The sequence below is a fragment of the Colwellia sp. Arc7-D genome, from assembly GCF_003061515.1.
In the GTDB taxonomy this organism is placed as follows: Bacteria; Pseudomonadota; Gammaproteobacteria; order Enterobacterales; family Alteromonadaceae; genus Cognaticolwellia.
The window spans coordinates 3,109,179-3,128,362 of sequence record NZ_CP028924.1; the positions used below are offsets into that span (position 1 = coordinate 3,109,179).

Below are 19,184 nucleotides of genomic sequence, written 5' to 3' on the forward strand. Positions count from 1 at the left end.
TTATTACTGCTTATCATATGGCAGTAAATATACGATTTATGGCCATGTAAAACATAATAATACATAACCTTGTTTATCGTTGAAAATATCAGGTAAAATACGCCTTTATATCACCTAACATTATTATAGTTTGAGCATCATGCAAGTATCTGATACCGATTTAATTTTTTCTAATAAACAAAGTAAAATCAAAGACTTTGCATTTGACGCGCAAGTCGTTGAAGTTTTTCCAGACATGATAAGCCGTTCGGTGCCTGGTTATAGTACTATTATCGATACCATAGGTCGACTAAGTCAGCGTTATGTTACCGATAACAGTCAAGTCTATGATCTTGGCTGTTCGCTAGGCGCAGCTACATTAGCTATGCGTAAGGGAATAACGGCCAAAAACTGCAAAATCATTGGCATTGACAGCTCTAGCGCCATGGTTGAACGCTGTAAAATGCATGTCAGCGCTTTTAAAGGTGAAACCCCGGTAGAAATACTAGAAGATAATATTCTTAATATTGAGATTAAAAATGCTTCTATGGTGGTACTTAATTTCACCTTACAGTTCATTGCGCCAGAACAACGCCAGTTATTGTTAAATAAAATAGCACAAGGACTTAACCCCGGTGGTTTACTGCTGTTATCTGAAAAAATTGCGCATACAGACAATGTTTGCAACGAGTTACTTATTGATTTACACCATGACTTTAAGCGTGCCAATGGTTACAGCGAGTTAGAAATTGCCCAAAAACGCACAGCTCTTGAAAATGTTATGCTCACTGATAATTTAGATACACACTTAAAACGTTTGAAAGACGCCGGATTTAACCACAGTTCTCCTTGGTTTCAATGTTTTAACTTCTTTTCTTTAATCGCGATAAAATAAACCAATGATTTCATTTAATAGCTTTTATCAAAAAATAGCCAGCAATCGATTAAGCCATTGGCTCAATACTTTACCTGCTCAACTCACGAATTGGCGTGAGCAACATTTACATGGTGAATTTGCTCAATGGCAAAAAACCATAACAGCTCTCCCCAAAACATCACCGTCAACTATCAATATCAGTACCACAGTACAAGCAGGTGAGCGCGCTGATATAAATGACGGCGAATATAAACGTCTTGAGAATTTACTGAAAAAATTTAAACCATGGCGCAAAGGTCCTTATCATATACATGGCCTGCACATTGATACTGAATGGCGTTCCGACTTTAAATGGGATCGCTTAGCACCGCATATTAGTGATTTACGTAATCGTTATGTGTTAGATATTGGCTGTGGCAGTGGTTATCATTTGTGGCGTATGAGAGGAGCAGGTGCAGAATTTGTTGTTGGTATTGACCCAACACAACTGTTTTTATCGCAATTTCAAGCTATTCAGCACTTTGTTCAGGATGATAACGTTAACCTATTACCCTTAGGAGTTGAACAGTTGCCTGAACTGAACGCTTTTGACACCGTCTTTGCTATGGGTGTTTTGTATCACCGTCGCTCACCCATTGATTTTATTTACCAGCTTAAAGCACAGTTAGTCAAAGGTGGTGAGCTAGTACTAGAAACTTTAGTTGTTGATGGTGATGAAAATACCGTATTAGTGCCTGGTGAACGCTATGCAAAAATGCGAAATGTTTGGTTTTTGCCCAGTTGTGATGCAATGTGTGCATGGCTTGAACGTTGTGGTTTCAAAAACATTCGTGTCGTTAATATTGATATTACTGCACTTGACGAACAACGAAAAACCGACTGGATAGATACCGAGTCATTGCAAGATTTTCTTGATCCAAATGATAATAGTAAAACTATTGAAGGCTACCCAGCACCTAAACGTGCAATATTTATTGCTAATAAATAGCGAAAAAATTTGTCGCTACCGCTAACCTTTATCACTCTCACCTCCCTGTAAAATTTTTAAATAATGAACAGGGAGAAGAAAGTGTTCCTGCAAACGTTAGTAAATATTTCTCAACCCCTTTTTATCTTCTCCGGTACTACTTATTTAATTAAATTCCCCCTAAGAAGATTAAAAGTTGGCTATAACTCTTGGCAAACATTCAACAAGGTTGAAGTTAATCGATTTGGTATTACCTTCCTTTAAAGAATAATATACTATTTGTATCGCAGTTTAATTCACTTTGAATAGAGGTATCATGGAAAATCCTTGGTTAGAACGACGGTTAGAGCGAGTAGCGAAAAGACATCAAGACCATCGCAGCCCATTCCAACGTGACCGAGCACGTATTCTTCATTCTGCTGCCTTTCGACGCTTACAATCAAAAACTCAAGTTATGGGCAGTGGTCAAAGTGATTTTCATCGCACTCGGCTTACCCACTCTTTAGAAGCAGCTCAAATTGGCAGTGGTATTATTGCCCAAATTCGCAGTAAATATCCAAAGCAAAGCGCAGAACTTATTCCTAATGACGATAGCTTAATTGAGTCTTTATGTTTAGCCCATGATATCGGTCACCCTCCATTTGGTCATGGCGGAGAAGTTGCCTTACATTATATGATGCGAGATCATGGTGGTTTTGAAGGCAATGGACAAACTTTTCGAATTGTTGCGCATTTAGAGCCCTTTAGTGAACATTTTGGCATGAACTTAACACGCAGAACATTGTTAGGTTTAATAAAGTACCCGCAAACACTGGGTCATTTACAGCAAGATATTCCCCAAGCATTACCGGCATCGTTTCGTCAATTAGAAGCGTCAAAATGGCATCCGCCAAAAGGTTTATACCTTGATGATATCGAGATGATTAACTGGGTATTATCACCGTTATGTCAGCATGATAAAGCACTTTTTCAGCAGTTTAAAACGAAGAGTAACAACCACAGTAAAACGATATATAAATCTTTAGACTGCTCTATGATGGAGCTTGCTGATGATATCGCCTATGGCATTCATGACTTAGAAGATGCCATTGTTACCGGTGTTGTGAATCAGCAAGATTTTGAAAAAAATGTCATTCAAAAATTAAGCAAAATTGACGATGAATGGCTGCATGATTACAGTAAAAGTTTAGCGGACAACTTATTTAGCAGTCAACGCTTTATACAAAAAGAAGCCATTGGTGGTTTAGTTAATTACTTAATAACGGCGATTGAATTAGTCGATATTAATGAAACCAAAGGCTGTGACTTTCAAGAACCGTTATTACGCTTTAATGCCGTGCACCCTTTGATTGCTGCCCAAACGCTTCAAATTTTCAAAGACTTTGTTTATCAGTTTGTCATTAAGCAAACCTCTATTCAGCAATTAGAATATCGTGGTCAACAAATCGTTATGGAGCTGTTTGAAGCCCTATCTTCTGATCCAGAGCGTTTACTGCCTAAAAGTACGGTATTGCGTTGGCAAAAAGCCAAAGAAAACAATCAAAATCAGCACCGAGTGATCGCTGACTATGTCGCGGGGATGACCGATGAATATGCCACTAGGCTTTATCAGACTTTATTTTTACCCATCGGACAAACCGGTTTCGGCAAACACGACTATTAATTTAACAAAGAAAAATTGCTGTCGGTGCCGACATTATTTCAATCAATAGAGACTTTATCTAACTATGGCTAATATGCTAGATATTTATTGTGGCGAAAACGCCTTAAAAACAATTAAAGAACACGGTTTTAAACAAGAACTTTTCACTACCATATTAGGTGCTAGCGGCGGGCCTAAATGGTTACGTTTGTAAAGCTAAACACCGATATGTATGACAACTTATAGTAGTAATTAACTTGATTAAAAATTTTAGATTAAACTTGAAAACAATCGCCACCTTAATCATCTGTGTAGTTGCGGTATCAAGTTGCAGTAGAGAAATTGATCAATTAGAAGCCATTTCAAGTTTCCAATACCCCGTCCCGTCATTAATCGCGGCTGATATTTCCAATGATGCTACAATAGTTGCTCTGCTTAGTCCCGATGAATTATCTGTTTGGTCAGTCAAAACAAATAAATTAATTAATAATTGGAACCTGACCCACTTTGAAGAGCATCAATATTATATTTCTCTGTCAATAAACAAAAAGTTCGCCGCGATCGCAAGTAAAAATAAAGTCACTATTTTTAATATATGGACAAAAGAAATTGTTAGTACTTGGGAGATAGCTGGATTTTCCCCATTGTCAAAAATAACGTCTTTAAAATTCAACGAAAATGGTGAACAATTTTATATTGGCATGAATGAAGGCAGTATTGTTAAAGTTGATTTAAAACTTAAAACAAAATCTATTTTTCAATTACATAGTTCCAATGTGAATTTCATAGAGCTAAGTGATATTGGAGAATATGCTCTCACAGCAAGCGTTGACGGTAGTATAGAATATTTTAATACTGTAACTGGCGAGATTTTATCTAGCTTCAAGGCCAATACAAGAATTACTAGCTTAGTATTAGATAATAGATCAACGCATTTTTTTTACTCCGATGCTTTGAATACACATCAAGTAATCGATCTAAATAATTCGACTGTAATTTCAACACTTAATTATATTGAACGATTCAGATACTTCAGGAAGGGCGTTTTTATAAATCACGGAAAGACATTATTCAACTCTACTCCCAAGAGCCAGTTAGCCGTATGGGACTTAAAAACGGGAAAGCAAATTCAAAAAGGGAGTATTCGTTCACGTTCCTTTGGATCAACAGTACTTGATGTTGCCCTTCAAGACGGTAATGACATAGTAACAATATCTTCAGATGGAATTGTTGAAGCTTGGAACACTCGACCACACAACTAGGAATGATACTTACTATATAGTATTTTACAAAACACTTATGTTAGACATTTACGCAGGCCCAGCGGCCAAAAAACTAATACAAGAACAAGGCTTTAAGCAAGAATTGTTTACGACTATGCTTGGTGCTAGCGGCGGGCCTAAATGGTTTAGCTTATTTGGTTTAGATAAATACCTTTTTGGTGAGTATTTTAAAGATCGTCGTGAAGAATTAAACTTAGTAGGCTCTTCCGCTGGGGCTTTTCGCTTTGCAGCGTTGAGCCAACAAGATCCCGTTAGTGCGATAACGCGACTAGCAACTTTATATTCAGAAACGACTTACTCTGCTAAAGCGAATAAAAGTGAAATTACTGCCAAGGCTAAAACATTACTTGAAGCGGTTTTAGGTGCTAATGGCAGTAATGAAATTATCAACAACCCAATCTTTAAGGCACACTTTATTGTCGCAAAGTGTCGTGGTTTAACGACTTTAGAGCAAAAGGTACCCTTACTTTTAGGCTTAATGTCTAGCATGGCAATGAACCAAGTCAACCGAGGCTTATTAGCTAAACAGTATCAACGTTATGTTTATCATCACCCCAAAAGCCAATTAACCATTAGCGATAGTTTTAATTTTAATACTCAACACCAAGCATTAACTAATGACAACTTAACTGATAGCTTACTGGCATCAGGCTCTATACCTTTAATTATGGAGGGTATAAAAGATATTATTGGCTCACCAAAAGGCATGTATCGAGATGGTGGGATTATTGATTATCATTTTGATGTAGATATTAAACCAGCAAAGGGGCTGACGCTTTATCCACATTTTTCACCAACCCCTAAAGCCGGGTGGTTTGATAAAAACTTAGCACGTAAGGTGAATAGCCAATATTACACAAATACGGTCATGCTAGTACCTTCTCAAGAGTTTATTGCTCGCTTACCTTATGCAAAAATACCCGACCGTGATGATTTCACCAATTTAGATGCTGCAACAAGAATAAAATATTGGCAAACCGTGTTATCCGAGTCAGCCTATTTGGCTGATGATTTTTCAAAATTAATAACATCGTCTGATGTCACAAACTTCAAAAGTATTGATTAGCAATAACTGGCGTAATGTGAGACATTTAAAGTTAGGATTGCAAATAATTTAGGGATGATATGGCAAAAGAGCATTTAGTCATTTGGGATAAAGCCACTTTTGAAGTGGGTATAGAAATCATTGACAAACAACACCAAAAATTAGTTAGTCATATGAATAAATTGGCAAACTCTGTGAATAGTCAGCAAGCAGAAAGTCAAACTTGGGCTTTATTTATCGATTTTTATGACTATATAAAGGTGCACTTTAAAACCGAAGAAGAATATTTTTATACGCTGAATAAAAATGACTGTATGTTACATGAGTTACAGCATAAACATTTTATTGAAGAGTTAGACAGGATCATCCTATTAAATGAGTTTAAAGATAATGCTTGTGAACTTATTTACTCTCTCACTGACTGGCTCATTCACCACATTCAAGTAGAAGATAAAAAATACTTCCTACAAAATCAACCATAGAACCATGGTTAAAAATAAAGAATTTACTTTTATTTAAATATGTCTTGGTAGCAATGTAGAAATAACATCACTATATTTTTTGATAAATGGCACAAGCCGCACCCGCAGGATCTTTAATAACTGCATATTTATCACTGCCCATTGATTTTATTTCTGTTACTAAACTACCGCCCTTAGCTTCAACAGCTTTAATAGAAGCTTCGATATCAGCAACTAAAAAATAAGGTAACCAAGCCGGTGGTAAGTCTTTATTGACCCCTTGCGCATGACAAACACCAGCAACAGCGCCACTGTTGATAGGCTCAAGCATGACATAATCATCATAATCCCCCATAGCAACACTTTCGCTTTTCCAACCGACAACATCTTCATAAAACGACTTTACTTCCGTCGCATTACTGACTGATAAATCAAGCCATGCCATTGTGCCTATTTCATTATCACTCATTATTAACACTCCGTTTTTGTTTTGGGTTTCTTGGATAGTATTTATCGGGTAAGCAATTTATATGTTCAAAAAATCGGGTATCTTTGTAAGGTAGTTTCATGAAGCCTGAAATACCACTACCGGTAATGGTTGGTAGTAATTGTAAAATTTCAATTAAGCACTGCTGAAATTCGACTTCTTTATCATGATTAAGCAACATTAAATAACTGTGAATTTTCAAATGCCGAGGTAGTACTTCAAAAATAATACAGCCGGTATGATGAATTTGATTTAAGCGCGCTAAGACAGTCATAATTTCTTCGGGCAAATATAAGTATTCGTCTGGATCTACGCCGTCTTCAAAATATGAATGTAATCGAGTGATATCATCAATAACAGCAACATCACTAACATCATAACTAATGGCTTGGTTTGGCTTAGCTTGAAAGGGGTCTTCTTCTGTAATTCGTTCAATATGTAAAGTATTTCTAGCGTTGAATAAACAGCTTTTAAATACCCCTACCCTAAATATCCCTTGTGCAAGACGCACCATATTATTAACTGCGCTTTGAAAAGAAGTTTTTAAACTCGGATCAAAAAGCGATAGATTTGAGTCAATATGTACCCCATTTTTTTCCCAACGAACGGCTAAACCACCGACTACGGGAAAATTAGCTAAACGACTTACTGCGGCAATAAAAGCTTTTTCGGCATCACCCATTCCCATTAGATAGTTTTTATAATACTTTTCTAATTGCACATCATCTATTTCACTCAACTCATCGAGATCAGAAGATTCACGCAAAAAAGATTTACGAGAGCCATAAACCACAGTATCCATATCTTTATGGAAACCTTTACACCAAACCGGTACTAAGGGATTAATTTCAACAGGCAAAGGGGGTTCGGCCATAACGGTGTTCTTTAATAACGGCAAATGTTTAAAAAAGTAATCCCCGCTTTATTGCGAGTTCGCCTATCTTTACTTAACATGCCTGTGAGTATTTGTGCCAGTAACTTAGGTAAGCCTAGCGATGATGGCGTGATCACTGCACTGCCATAACGGCACGACTGACCAGAAGCTAGCGCATATAAGGTTGCCGCAAGGCCTTGCTCGTCAAAGCGAGGAGATGACATTTCGCCGCTAATTTGCTCATCGCCAATAAAATAAACATCGCCTAAGCGGGCATTACTGTTTTGTAAATCGCTGCTCATTAGATCCATTATATTATTGGCGGTTGATTGACCATTAATATCAAGTTGGGCAGGTACAGCAGATCCCCAATCAACGAGGTAAACTTTCTCAGTTTGAGGGTCAAAAACCACATTGGAGGGTTTTATATCGCCATGTACGTAGGGACGGCCTAATTCATGTTCGTTGATATCCCGTAAATAAATTAGAATTTGAGCCAGCTGTATCGCAATGTTAACCACAAGCTCACTTGGCAATGGCCCTTTTTGATAAGAAAGTTGCTCTAGATCTATGCCTGGAGCCCGCTCCATATGAACAATGGATTGACGTTTTATTTTGTAATAACCAATAATTTTTGGAATGCGTTCATGAGAAAGCTGGCGCTGAATATCAGCTTCTTCTGCTAAGCGATCTTGTACATGTTGTGGTAAGTTAATTCGAGAAAACTTAAATACTTGTGACTGGCCCTGCTCGTCTTCACCGCCAAAAACAAAGCCGTATGCTCCTTTACCAATCAAAGCGATATTTTGATAGCCCAATAGCGTTAATTGCTGACGACAGAGCTCAACCCATTGTTTTAACTTGGTTGCATCTTCGTGATTTAGTAAATAAATCGACTGATCTTCAGCAATATAAAAATGCTGTAGTTTTTTTTCCGCCACTAAACGTCCTTCATTACAAATATCGGGATGAATAAATCATCGAAGTTGTACTTTATTTCTTTCACTTATCTTAGCCTATTTAAAAAAACCGATAAAGTTCGAGTTGTTACCTTTAGCTGAAGATATCTTTTTTATGTCTTTGCAAAAGCTCTGTCATAAATACGCCACAAAAGTTTGCTAACCTTTATGGGTTAACATTTGCTCCCTCGTTGCATTTGTTAACTTATTTAGCGCAGTACTTTCACCCTAATTCAATTTTATCTCATTGAGTTAGGGTTTTTATTATCTGGCACCTTAACTAGTCTTGATAAGTTTTGGCACATTCAATAGCCCAATATGTGACTAAAATAAACTGCACATAAAAAAGCCTGCATGATGCAGGCTTTCAAATTTCATATATCTTATAAAAACTAAGACATATGTACTAGCATGTTGCTTGGCTCTTCAAGGAATGACTTCCACAAGTTACAAAAACGAGCAATAGTGCCACCGTCTATTGTACGGTGATCGCCAGACCAACTGACTTGCATAATTGAACGTGCTTCCACTTCACCTTTGTCATTAAAGCGAGGTAGTTTTTGTAACTTACCTAACGCAACAATAGCAGACTCAGGCTTATTGATAATTGGTGTTGCCACCGTACCACCAATAGCACCGATATTTGAGATGGTGATAGTTCCGCCTTTCAAATCAGCCGCAGGCACTCGTCCTGAACGCGCATCATTGGTTAAACGGGTAATATCTGCAGCTAAATCTAGAATAGATTTTGTTTGTACTTGTTTAACATTAGGTACTAACAAGCCTACTTTTGAGTCAACCGCCATACCAATATTGTGATCGTCAAAATAGGTTAACTCAGTACAATCTTCATTAACTTGCGAATTCACTAATGGGAATTGCTTTAATGCTAATGACATAGCTTTCATAAAGAATGGCATCATAGTTAATTTGATATCTTGTTTGGCATAAACTTCTTTTAAGTCACCACGCAATTTGATCAAATTAGTCATATCGATTTCTTCACAATAAGTAAAGTGAGGAATAGTCGATACAGAATTAACCATCGCTTTTGCCATTACCGCTTTTATACCGCGTATAGGTTCAACACGTGTAACGCCAGCAACATTAGCGACAGGTGCAGCGTTAGTGTTCGCAGATGCTACAGGCGCTTGATTAAAGGCGACAACATCGTCTTTATATACTCGACCTTTTTTACCACTGCCCGGTACTTGGTGGATATTAACATTTAACTCACGAGCAACACGGCGAACCGCAGGACTAGCTAGGGCTTTTGCATTAACTACTTTTGTTGATACCGTTTGAGCTGCGACAACAGGTGCTTTAGTCTCAACCTGAGCAGTAGCGGCTTTTGGCGCTTCTGTTACAACAGACGCAGCAGCAACAGGTGCTTGTCCAGTTGCGGCAATTTCAATGGCAAATAATGGCGCATGTACTTTGGCAATTTCACCTTTAGCGTAATAAAGTTTAACCACTTTACCTTTATGCATTGCCGGAATTTGTACCAAAGCTTTATCAGTCATTACGTCAGCTATTGGTTGATCTTCTTCAATCAAATCACCTTCAGCGACTAACCATTCAACCAGCTCACATTCAACAATACCTTCACCAATATCAGGTAAAATAAAGTCTTCAACTTGTGTTCCTGTAACGGCAGCAGCTGGTACAGCAGGAATTTCAGCAGTGGCTTCAGCAACTATCGGCTCAGCAACACTTTCGCTTTGTGCGCTGCCTTCTGGTGTCATTGCAAATAAAGGTTGATGTACTTTCGCTATTTCACCCTTTGCGTAGTAAAGCTTGTCTACTACTCCAGAATGCATAGCTGGAATTTGAACTAAGGCTTTATCTGTCATCACATCAGCCACGGGCTGATCTTCTGCAATTACATCGCCTTCTGCTACTAGCCATTCAACCAGTTCACATTCAACGATACCTTCGCCAATATCTGGCAATATAAAATCAATGCTCATGCTAATAAATCCTAGTAAGTCATACTGTTTTTGATTGCTTCATAGATCTTTAAATGATCAGCAGCGTATTCTTTCTCAAGTGCTAATGGATAAGGTGTATCCATGCCACAAACTCGTGCAATTGGCGCTTCTAAGTTTAAGAAACATTCTTGTTGAATAGTGGCAGCAATTTCACTAGCAAAACCAGCAGTTAATGGCGCTTCTTGGCTAACGACAAAGCGACCTGTTTTTGTCACAGAGTTTGCTACTGTTTCAATATCCCAAGGTAAAATTGTTCGTAAATCAATAATTTCACATGAAATACCATCAGCAGCAGCTAATGCAGCAGCTTTTTCAACGATCTCAACTTGTGCACCCCAGGCTAATAATGTGATATCAGTTCCTTGTTGTACAACTTCTGCTTTACCTAAAGGTAATTCGTAATCTTCTTCTGGCACTTCGCCAACTGATGCACGGTATAAACGTTTTGGCTCAAAAAATATTACCGGATTATCATCGCGAATTGACGCTAATAACAAACCTTTGGCTTGATAAGGGTTACGCGGCACAACCACTTTTAGACCAGGTGTATGAGCAAAATAAGCTTCAGGTGATTGGCTATGATACAAACCACCAGCAATACCACCACCGTATGGTGTACGAATAGTTAATTTACCAACATTGAATTCATTACCACTGCGGTAACGAAATTTTGCTGACTCATTTACAATTTGATCAAAGGCTGGAAAAATATAATCAGCAAATTGAATTTCAGCAATAGCGGTACTGCCTTGTGCGGCTAGGCCATTAGCAAAACCAATAACTCCCTGCTCAACTAAAGGCGTATTAAAACAACGGCTTTTGCCAAATTTCTCTTGTAAACCACTGGTTGCTCGAAACACACCACCAAAGTGACCTACATCTTCACCAAAACAAACCGCACGATCATTTTCTGTCATGACGGTATCAAGCGCGTTATTAATCGCTTGTAATAAATTCATTTGCGCCATTACTTAATTCTCCCTGCAGTAAACGGGTAAGCTTTAGGGTGTTTTTTGATATGACTTTTAAGTTCATCAAATTGACTTTGTAATAAAGGTGGTACTTTGTCATAAACATCCGTAATTAAATCTTCTACAGGCGGTTTATCAATTTTTTCAGCAACTTTAACCGCCGCTAATACTTCATCACGTAACTTTTCAAATAGCGCAGTTTCTTGTGCTTCGTCCCACCAACCTTGAGCTAGCATCCAGTTTTTCATACGAAGAATAGGATCATGCTCTTGCCACTTAGCTTCTTCTTCACGTGTTCTATAACCTGAAGGGTCGTCCGACGTAGAATGCGCACCTAAACGATAAGACATGGCTTCAATTAATACCGGCTTACCTTCTTTTATGGCATATTCACGGGATAATTGAACAGCGGCAATAACCGCTAAAATATCATTTCCATCAATACGTAAGGTTTTCATACCGTAACCAACACCACGAGAAGCAATACCATTACCGACATATTGTTCATCTGATGGTGTTGAAATAGCGTAGCCATTGTTACGACAGAAAAATATAACAGGAGCTTGATGTACAGCTGCCATGTTTAAACCGGCATGAAAATCACCTTCAGAGGCGGCGCCTTCACCGAAATAACAAATAGTTACGGCGTCTAAACCTTGCAACTTTTGGCCATAAGCATAACCAGCAGCTTGTGGTATTTGCGTGCCTAATGGTGATGAAATCGTCATATAGTTCAATGCATTACTACCGTAATGAATTGGCATTTGACGACCTTTACCTAAATCTTTTTCATTACTGAACATTTGATTCATAAAGTTTTCAAGGCTAAAACCTCGAAACATTAATGCTCCTTGTTCACGATACTGCGCCATGATCATATCTTGATCTTTCAGGCCTGCAGCACCACCAACACTAGCGGCTTCTTCACCGAGTGCTGCCATATAAAAACTGATACGACCTTGGCGTTGTGCTGCTACCATTCGCTCATCTAAAACACGGTGAAAAGCGAGCGTTTTATAAGTTTTAGTGGCAAGTGCTTGATCAATTTTAGGCATAGCAGCATTTTCATATATGCTGCCATCTTGTTTCAATATTTTAAGGATTGGAATTTCAACTGAATGACCATCAATAAAAGCGGGTTCATGTACGACCGGGCTTTCGCTATATATGTCAGTGTTCATAGCCTTCTCTTTTTTTATTAACCTTGGGTGCAAGGTGATATTACCTATTTCAACTTTGCTTTAATTATTGAAAGTATAGAAGCTTTCAGCGCAAGATGAATATTAATATCATTGTTATGAATTGTTGGTTGTAATAATCGCAAGCACTTTACCTTTACGTAAACTGAAAAACAAGTTTAGTGATAAAAGTGAGTATATAAATTTAACAGGCAGCGAGCATAAATCTTTACAGTTATACCCTTAGCCATTATACCAAAATGGCTAATATGTTGATCAACTTACAATAAGGCTTTGGACAAAAAGGAAAAGTTCAAAATATAACCTGAGTAATTGTGCACCTAAGCCCTTATAGGCTTAGGCTATTTGTCCATACATAACCCAAGCACCAAGTCGATTTAGCCGAGAGTTGTTGGCGTTACTGTTAATAAAGCGCGTTGCCCTATCGCAACATTGGCATTAGGAAATATAATAGCTTCACCCGCTTGCTGGGTTTTAATTTCCTTACCTCCGTCAATGGCAAGTACATGCCCTTGTGGAAAGTCAGTAAAGTTTTCAACATCATCAGCAAAAGTTAATGAAAAGTCTTCATGATGACGATCAATTATTTGTGATATTTCATAGAGGTTAAAGTCACTGGCTTGATAAGACGTTAATTCAAGGTCTTGACCTGAAACAAATTTTGTTAGTGTTTCACGCACTTGTACAAATTGGCTCATATCGTTCTCACCAAATGGGCGTACTTTGCCTAATTCAACCGTAAAAGCATCAGCGCCAAACTCATTCGAGGAAAAGTAACTAAAGGTTGTGGTAGGTGAATGCGACAATAATACAGTGCTAACACCACAAGCATGAAGAAATTGTAACTGACTAGTTTTACGCGGCGCGCCATGTAAGAAAGGATAAACGGCAAACTTATCACATTTTGAACCACGAATAGCAGTATGAAGGTCATAATGACTTCTAGCGCGTTCACCGCCATTAGCACAAGGTAATGCTTTACCGGCTTCGAAAAAGTTTCTGACGGTATTTTCTAATAACAATGCACGGTGACGTTCTTTATTAATTAATCCCGCACCTTGCCCTTGGTCTTGCGAATGACCACCAGAAAATAAACGATTCATATTTTCTTCAACAAAGCGCTCAGCAATATTCATTGATGCCGGATTACCAAAAATAAATAAAACACGCTCTGCTAATGGTAATTCACCGCGGATCAATTGGCCGATAATATCGCTACAAATCTCAATAGGCGCTGTTTCATTACCGTGCACCGCACTTGATAAAACAATATCATGATTGCTAGCACGGTCAATGGGTTCAAAAGTAATTAATCCCGTTTCTAATACGGTTACTAAACTGCTAGTTTTTGATGCTTGATGTGTTACTTCAAAACTAAAACCACCACCGGGTAAGGACCACTCATTGGCACGCGTCATTGATAAGAAATCACCACTTTTTTGTAATGTTGATGCGAAGACTCTGGCTGAACTTGAAAAATCACTCACGCGGTTTCACCTATTGTATTTTAAAATGTTTAAATCGAATTTGTATGAATAGCACAATATAACTTATGTAATACTCATTAATTATTGCGACACATTATACAAGATTTAACCGTTGACGTCCTTAAATGCTATGTTAGTCAGTTTTATGAATGATTATTCATTTATGCTTAAATAGCTTTTATCTAACTTATAAAAATCAAACTGGAACATGCTTTTACTTATTAGTTTGTCGATTATAAATAACGAAATGAATCTAACCCCTTAGTATCAATATCAGTTTCTAAACCCGAGACAATATCAGCTAATAACTTTCCGGATCCGCAAGCCATTGTCCAACCTAACGTACCATGTCCTGTATTCGTATATAAATTAGATATTTTTGTTTTACCGATAATAGGCGTACCGTCTGGTGTCATTGGGCGAAGTCCAGTCCAAAATTCAGCTTTACTGATATCACCAGCTTTAGGAAATAAGTCTTGTACAACCATAGCGATAGTTGCTTTTCTTTTTGCCGATAAATCTAAGTTAAAGCCTGCGAGTTCAGCAGTACCCGCGACTCTAATACGATCATTAAAACGTGTAAGTGCAACCTTGTAACTTTCATCCATGACCGTTGACACAGGTGCAAAATCATCATTAACCAAAGGAAGCGTAAGTGAATAACCTTTCACTGGATATACAGGTAAGTCAATATCCACCTTCTTTAGAAGCTGTGCTGAATAACTCCCTAAGGCAACAACGAAAGCATCAGCCGTCATTTTACCCATAGAGGTATTAGCTGCGATAATTTTATCGTCCTGCTGAACCAATTCATTCACGTGCACACTAAATTTAAATTGAACACCAACTTTTAGAGCCATGTCTGTTAATTGCTGACAGAATTTATAACAATCACCTGTTTCATCATCAGGTAAATGTAAACCAGCAACTATTTTATTTTTTACTAACGCTAACCCCGGTTCTTTTTCAACGCATTCTTCAACATTGAGTAACTTAAAGCCTATATTACTCGCTGATAATAATTGCATATCTTTTTCAATGGCGTCGACTTGTGACTGATTTCTAAAAACTTGTAACGTGCCTTGCTGACGTCCTTCATACTTAATGTCATAATTGTCTCGTAAATCGCTCAAACATTGTCGGCTATAATTTGAAATATTTAGCATTCTTCTTTTGTTAACTTGATAGTTTTTTTCACTGCAATTTTTTAACAGTGCCATCGTCCAGTGATACAACTCTGGTGAAATGCTAGGTTTGATAATAAGTGGCGAATGTTTTTGAGTTAACCACTTCATCGCTTTTAGCGGCACGCCAGGCGCAGCCCAAGGCGAGGAATAGCCATAAGATATTTGTCCCGCGTTGGCAAAACTGGTTTCTTCTCCACTTTGCGCTTGTCTATCAATAACCGTTACTTGATGGCCAGCTTGAGCTAAATACCATGCTGATGTTAATCCAACCACGCCAGATCCTAAAACCAAAACCTTCATGAAAACAACGCCATTTTATGCAAAAATATAACATTACAATGCAAAAAAATTATGTCTTTATCAAACGATATTTATTAACATCTGTGTTTAGAAATTCTAAAGGCATTAATAAAGATGGCATTGAAAGGCAATATATTTTCCGGCTTAGTAACCTTTGAGGTTGCTGCGCGGCTAGGTAGTTTTACTAAAACAGCTAATCAATTACACATCACTACCGGTGCAATCAGCCAACAGATTAATTTATTAGAAAGTCAACTTTCTCTTAAGTTATTTTTCAGGCATTCCAGAGGCATTAGCTTGACAACCGATGGCAAGAAACTCTATCAAGTTGTTCAGCACAATTTTGCCGATATCGAAAAAGTTATTGATGAGTTACGACAAGGACAATCTCCTGACGGTGAGATAAAATTAAAACTAACCCCCTCTTTCGCCTACAAATGGTTAATCCCTCGCCTTAAGAAATTTTACAACCTGTACCCAAACATTAGTATTCAAACTTATGCGGAAGGAGCTTTAGTTGATCACCAAGATAGTAATTTTGATTTAACCATAGATTACGGACAATCACCTTACCATAATCAACACGCCCAGCTATTGCTAAACGAGCAACTTATTCCTGTAATGAGTCCAAGTTATTTTCAGCGTTTCGATTGGCAAAATAACTCGACAGAAAATCAACAGCAGATATGGCAATCAGTCACTTTATTACACGATGCTATGCCGTGGAAAAACGCCAAAAAACATGAGGAATGGCAGTATTGGTTTGAAAAAATGGCAATAAAAACACAGAGTAATCAAGGGCACTTTTTCAACCGTACTGACATGGCAATGGCTGCCGCTGAGGCTGGGTTAGGTGTAGCACTTGCAAGATATGCTTTAGTGGAGGAAGACTTTAAACAAGCTCGGCTAACCTCACCATTTCACCCCATAAATGCTAATGCCGGTTATTACATTATTCAACATCGCTCATCTTCCGTGATTGAATGCTTTAAAGCTTGGTTGTTAACACAAAATTAGTATTTACGTGAAGCTGTCTATGACAACCTGAATGTATTGATAAAAGTGTTCTCACAGAAAGCACTCTACAGCAGTTTTAATTAAAATTTACCGTTTTCAGTTACAGTCATCATCTGAATAACTAATGACCTTATTGGCAATTTCATATGAAAAACCTTTAGTGATCAAGTGCCTTAATGCTTTTTGTTTCAGCTTTAGATCCTCAATCGGTTCGACACCAAATTTTCTTACTTTTAATATAAGTGCTTTCTCAAAATAGTCTTCGTCTGTTGTTTCAATTGCACTTACACACTCATTAATCACCACGAAAGAAAAACCTTTTGTATAAAGTTTTTCTTTAATTTTATTCGCACCAATATTTTTTTCCGATAAGCTCGCGGTTAATCGCTTTGCATATCGTAGATCATTAATAATATCTCGCTCAATAAGATATTCCAACGCAGGCTCGTTGAACTGTTTATCGTCTTTAAACAATAGGTTGGCTTTTTGTAGCATAGTTTTAGCTGAATAGTCACCATAGCGCTCAATCATCCATTGCATATATGATTTTACCCGCTCATAAGAAATAACTTGTGGCTTGGTACTTTGCTTTTTTTTATAAATCATAATGTAAGACCCTAACGCTAAATAATTGTTAACTTTTGAAAAAACAGCGCCTTGTATAGAGTTCACCAATATCAATAAGGTAGGCACTAAGCAGGTTTATTAAAACAAAAAAAGGTGCCAACTAGCACCTTATCTTCGATCATTTCAACAATATTTTATAAACTTAAACTATAAACCTGCAGCAAAAAATGCCGCACTCACAAGCTTTTGTGCATCACTTATAATCAGCTGTAAATGTGCGTCATCAATAAAGCTTTCTGCGTATATTTTATATATATCTTCTGTACCAGAAGGACGTGCTGCAAACCAACCGTTTTCTGTACAGACTTTAATACCACCAATAGCCGCATTGTTACCAGGAGCGTGCGATAGTACTTGGGTGATTTTTTCACCTGCGAGCATGTCTGTAGTAATAGCTTCAGCTGTCAGCGAAGTTAGTACCTGCTTTTGCTGTAAATTAGCAACAGCTTCAACACGTCCGTAACACGGTTCGCCTAATTGCTCAGCTAAAACTTGATATAGCTGATAAGGGTCTTTACCCGTTACAGCTAGCATTTCAGCGGCTAATAAGGCCATGACAAAGCCGTCTTTATCGGTTGTCCAACAACTGCCATCTTTTGCTAAAAATGTTGCACCGGCACTTTCTTCACCACCAAAGGCATAACTTGAGTTGTGTAAGCCATCAACAAACCATTTAAAGCCAACGGGCACTTCAGAAAGCGGTCGTTCAATGAGCTTAGCCACACGATCAATTAATGAACTTGAAACCAGCGTTTTACCTATTTTACAGGTTTTAGACCAATTTCTGTGGGTCATTAAATAGTGGATTGATACCGCTAAATAATGATTTGGGTTCATTAAACCGCCTGTTTTAGTCACAATACCATGACGGTCAAAATCAGGGTCGTTACCGACAGCAACATCAAACTTATCTTTTAGAGCAATTAAACCCGACATAGCATAAGGCGATGAACAATCCATGCGTATTTTGCCATCTTTATCTAACGGCATAAAAGCAAAGCTAGCATCAACAACTGGGTTAACTACTGCTAGATTTAGACCATATTTCTTTGCAATTACTGGCCAGTAATGAATACCTGAACCACCTAATGGGTCAACACCGATATGAACACCTGCTTTAGCAATCGCTTCCATATCAACAACCTGACTTAACTGATCGACGTAAAAGTTGATAAAGTCTTCACGATTTAACAAAGAAGATTGTAGTGCTTGGGTATAATCAAGGCGTTTAACATCAACTAATTTATGACTAATAATTTCGTTCGCACGTTGCTCGATAACTTTCGTTATTTCGCCTTCTGCAGGACCACCATGAGGTGGGTTATATTTAATACCGCCATCAGTTGGAGGGTTGTGCGATGGCGTTATGATCAAGCCATCAGCCTGAGAAGTGTGAGTTTTATTATGAACAATTATAAGACGAGAAATAACAGGCGTTGGCGTAAAGCCGTCATCACTTTGAATAACTACAGGAACATTATTTGCAATCAATACTGAAATTGCAGAAGCAAATGCAGGCTCAGATAAGGCGTGGGTATCTTTACCCAAATAAAGTGGCCCTTTAAATCCTTTTGCTTGACGATATTCAGCCACCGCCTGACAAATAGCTTCAATATGCTGTTCATTGAAGCTTAACTTACTGGCGTTACCTCGATGTCCAGAAGTACCAAAGGTCACTTTTTGCTCAGCAATAGTTACATTGGGCTTCAGTAAAAAATAATCACTTACTAAACGACCAATATTAATTCGATCTTCTGGTCTTACAGGTTTTCCTGCATGCTGATGAACTGTCATTTCAACTCCTTGTATTCATATTAAAGTTTGCTTTAAG

15 protein-coding genes and 2 pseudogenes are annotated in these 19,184 nt (G+C 37.9%); 8 read left to right on the forward strand and 9 right to left on the reverse strand.

Translation table 11 applies throughout. The features are described from left to right. Window positions 1-139 precede the first annotated feature (139 nt). The 7 genes and pseudogenes from cmoA (at window position 140) to DBO93_RS13520 (ending at window position 6,275) form a co-directional block, all read left to right on the forward strand. Entirely contained in the window at window positions 140-874 is a 735-nt protein-coding gene (gene cmoA / locus DBO93_RS13495; protein WP_108456799.1) for a carboxy-S-adenosyl-L-methionine synthase CmoA, read from the forward strand. A 4-nt stretch (window positions 875-878) separates the two neighbouring features. Continuing rightward, window positions 879-1,844, forward strand: a complete 966-nt coding sequence (cmoB, locus tag DBO93_RS13500; RefSeq protein ID WP_108456800.1) for a tRNA 5-methoxyuridine(34)/uridine 5-oxyacetic acid(34) synthase CmoB — start codon at window positions 879-881, stop codon at window positions 1,842-1,844. A 295-nt stretch (window positions 1,845-2,139) separates the two neighbouring features. After that, window positions 2,140-3,486 (forward strand): anti-phage deoxyguanosine triphosphatase, encoded by a 1,347-nt coding sequence (locus DBO93_RS13505; protein ID WP_108456801.1) that lies wholly within the window; start codon window positions 2,140-2,142, stop codon window positions 3,484-3,486. 73 nt (window positions 3,487-3,559) lie between these two features. Continuing rightward, window positions 3,560-3,667: pseudogene (locus DBO93_RS18715) on the forward strand (patatin-like phospholipase family protein); the annotation flags it as partial. A gap of 79 nt (window positions 3,668-3,746) precedes the next feature. Beyond that, complete coding sequence (locus tag DBO93_RS13510) at window positions 3,747-4,727, forward strand: hypothetical protein (protein ID WP_108456802.1); 981 nt, start codon at window positions 3,747-3,749, stop codon at window positions 4,725-4,727. A gap of 37 nt (window positions 4,728-4,764) precedes the next feature. Further along, window positions 4,765-5,814: a hypothetical protein gene (locus tag DBO93_RS13515; protein ID WP_108456803.1), complete on the forward strand. Its 1,050-nt coding sequence runs from the start codon at window positions 4,765-4,767 to the stop codon at window positions 5,812-5,814. A 59-nt stretch (window positions 5,815-5,873) separates the two neighbouring features. Then, on the forward strand, window positions 5,874-6,275 hold the full coding sequence (locus DBO93_RS13520; protein ID WP_108456804.1) for a hemerythrin family protein: 402 nt from the start codon (window positions 5,874-5,876) through the stop codon (window positions 6,273-6,275). Window positions 6,276-6,345: 70 nt separating this feature from the next. Here DBO93_RS13520 and DBO93_RS13525 read toward each other — a convergent pair whose 3' ends face one another. The 7 genes and pseudogenes from DBO93_RS13525 to DBO93_RS13555 form a co-directional block, all read right to left on the reverse strand. Then, entirely contained in the window at window positions 6,346-6,723 is a 378-nt protein-coding gene (locus DBO93_RS13525; RefSeq protein ID WP_108456805.1) for a VOC family protein, read from the reverse strand. Then, window positions 6,716-8,556: pseudogene (locus tag DBO93_RS13530) on the reverse strand (protein kinase). The gene DBO93_RS13525 and the pseudogene DBO93_RS13530 overlap by 8 nt, the downstream one beginning before the upstream one ends. A gap of 410 nt (window positions 8,557-8,966) precedes the next feature. Beyond that, window positions 8,967-10,544 (reverse strand): dihydrolipoyllysine-residue acetyltransferase, encoded by a 1,578-nt coding sequence (locus DBO93_RS13535; RefSeq protein ID WP_108456806.1) that lies wholly within the window; start codon window positions 10,542-10,544, stop codon window positions 8,967-8,969. A gap of 11 nt (window positions 10,545-10,555) precedes the next feature. Next, complete coding sequence (locus tag DBO93_RS13540) at window positions 10,556-11,533, reverse strand: transketolase C-terminal domain-containing protein (RefSeq protein ID WP_108456807.1); 978 nt, start codon at window positions 11,531-11,533, stop codon at window positions 10,556-10,558. Further along, window positions 11,533-12,717 (reverse strand): thiamine pyrophosphate-dependent dehydrogenase E1 component subunit alpha, encoded by a 1,185-nt coding sequence (locus DBO93_RS13545; RefSeq protein WP_108456808.1) that lies wholly within the window; start codon window positions 12,715-12,717, stop codon window positions 11,533-11,535. The genes DBO93_RS13540 and DBO93_RS13545 overlap by 1 nt, the downstream gene beginning before the upstream one ends. Before the next feature lie 395 nt (window positions 12,718-13,112). Further along, the gene (gene astE / locus DBO93_RS13550; protein WP_275403652.1) at window positions 13,113-14,222 is read right to left on the reverse strand and encodes a succinylglutamate desuccinylase; all 1,110 of its coding nucleotides are present in this window, start codon (window positions 14,220-14,222) and stop codon (window positions 13,113-13,115) included. A gap of 233 nt (window positions 14,223-14,455) precedes the next feature. Continuing rightward, the gene (locus DBO93_RS13555; protein ID WP_108456809.1) at window positions 14,456-15,709 is read right to left on the reverse strand and encodes a D-amino acid dehydrogenase; all 1,254 of its coding nucleotides are present in this window, start codon (window positions 15,707-15,709) and stop codon (window positions 14,456-14,458) included. A gap of 114 nt (window positions 15,710-15,823) precedes the next feature. On the opposite strand from DBO93_RS13555, the gene DBO93_RS13560 reads away from it, so the two are divergent. Continuing rightward, window positions 15,824-16,726, forward strand: a complete 903-nt coding sequence (locus DBO93_RS13560; RefSeq protein WP_108456810.1) for a LysR substrate-binding domain-containing protein — start codon at window positions 15,824-15,826, stop codon at window positions 16,724-16,726. 96 nt (window positions 16,727-16,822) lie between these two features. On the opposite strand, the gene DBO93_RS13565 is transcribed toward DBO93_RS13560, so the two are convergent. Then, window positions 16,823-17,332, reverse strand: a complete 510-nt coding sequence (locus DBO93_RS13565) for a regulatory protein RecX (RefSeq protein ID WP_239058993.1) — start codon at window positions 17,330-17,332, stop codon at window positions 16,823-16,825. 168 nt (window positions 17,333-17,500) lie between these two features. Continuing rightward, entirely contained in the window at window positions 17,501-19,147 is a 1,647-nt protein-coding gene (pgm, locus tag DBO93_RS13570; RefSeq protein WP_108456811.1) for a phosphoglucomutase (alpha-D-glucose-1,6-bisphosphate-dependent), read from the reverse strand. Between the last annotated feature and the right edge of the window lie 37 nt (window positions 19,148-19,184).

Excerpts from the sequence above, each read along its gene's own strand:
- cmoA (WP_108456799.1), top strand. The coding sequence starts at position 140 with ATGCAAGTATCTGATACCGATTTAATTTTTTCTAATAAACAAAGTAAA.
- cmoB (WP_108456800.1), top strand. The coding sequence starts at position 879 with ATGATTTCATTTAATAGCTTTTATCAAAAAATAGCCAGCAATCGATTA.
- DBO93_RS13505 (WP_108456801.1), top strand. The coding sequence starts at position 2,140 with ATGGAAAATCCTTGGTTAGAACGACGGTTAGAGCGAGTAGCGAAAAGA.
- DBO93_RS13515 (WP_108456803.1), top strand. The coding sequence starts at position 4,765 with ATGTTAGACATTTACGCAGGCCCAGCGGCCAAAAAACTAATACAAGAA.
- DBO93_RS13520 (WP_108456804.1), top strand. The coding sequence starts at position 5,874 with ATGGCAAAAGAGCATTTAGTCATTTGGGATAAAGCCACTTTTGAAGTG.
- DBO93_RS13525 (WP_108456805.1), bottom strand. The coding sequence starts at position 6,723 with ATGAGTGATAATGAAATAGGCACAATGGCATGGCTTGATTTATCAGTC.
- DBO93_RS13535 (WP_108456806.1), bottom strand. The coding sequence starts at position 10,544 with ATGAGCATTGATTTTATATTGCCAGATATTGGCGAAGGTATCGTTGAA.
- DBO93_RS13540 (WP_108456807.1), bottom strand. The coding sequence starts at position 11,533 with ATGGCGCAAATGAATTTATTACAAGCGATTAATAACGCGCTTGATACC.
- DBO93_RS13545 (WP_108456808.1), bottom strand. The coding sequence starts at position 12,717 with ATGAACACTGACATATATAGCGAAAGCCCGGTCGTACATGAACCCGCT.
- DBO93_RS13555 (WP_108456809.1), bottom strand. The coding sequence starts at position 15,709 with ATGAAGGTTTTGGTTTTAGGATCTGGCGTGGTTGGATTAACATCAGCA.
- DBO93_RS13560 (WP_108456810.1), top strand. The coding sequence starts at position 15,824 with ATGGCATTGAAAGGCAATATATTTTCCGGCTTAGTAACCTTTGAGGTT.
- DBO93_RS13565 (WP_239058993.1), bottom strand. The coding sequence starts at position 17,332 with ATGATTTATAAAAAAAAGCAAAGTACCAAGCCACAAGTTATTTCTTAT.
- pgm (WP_108456811.1), bottom strand. The coding sequence starts at position 19,147 with ATGACAGTTCATCAGCATGCAGGAAAACCTGTAAGACCAGAAGATCGA.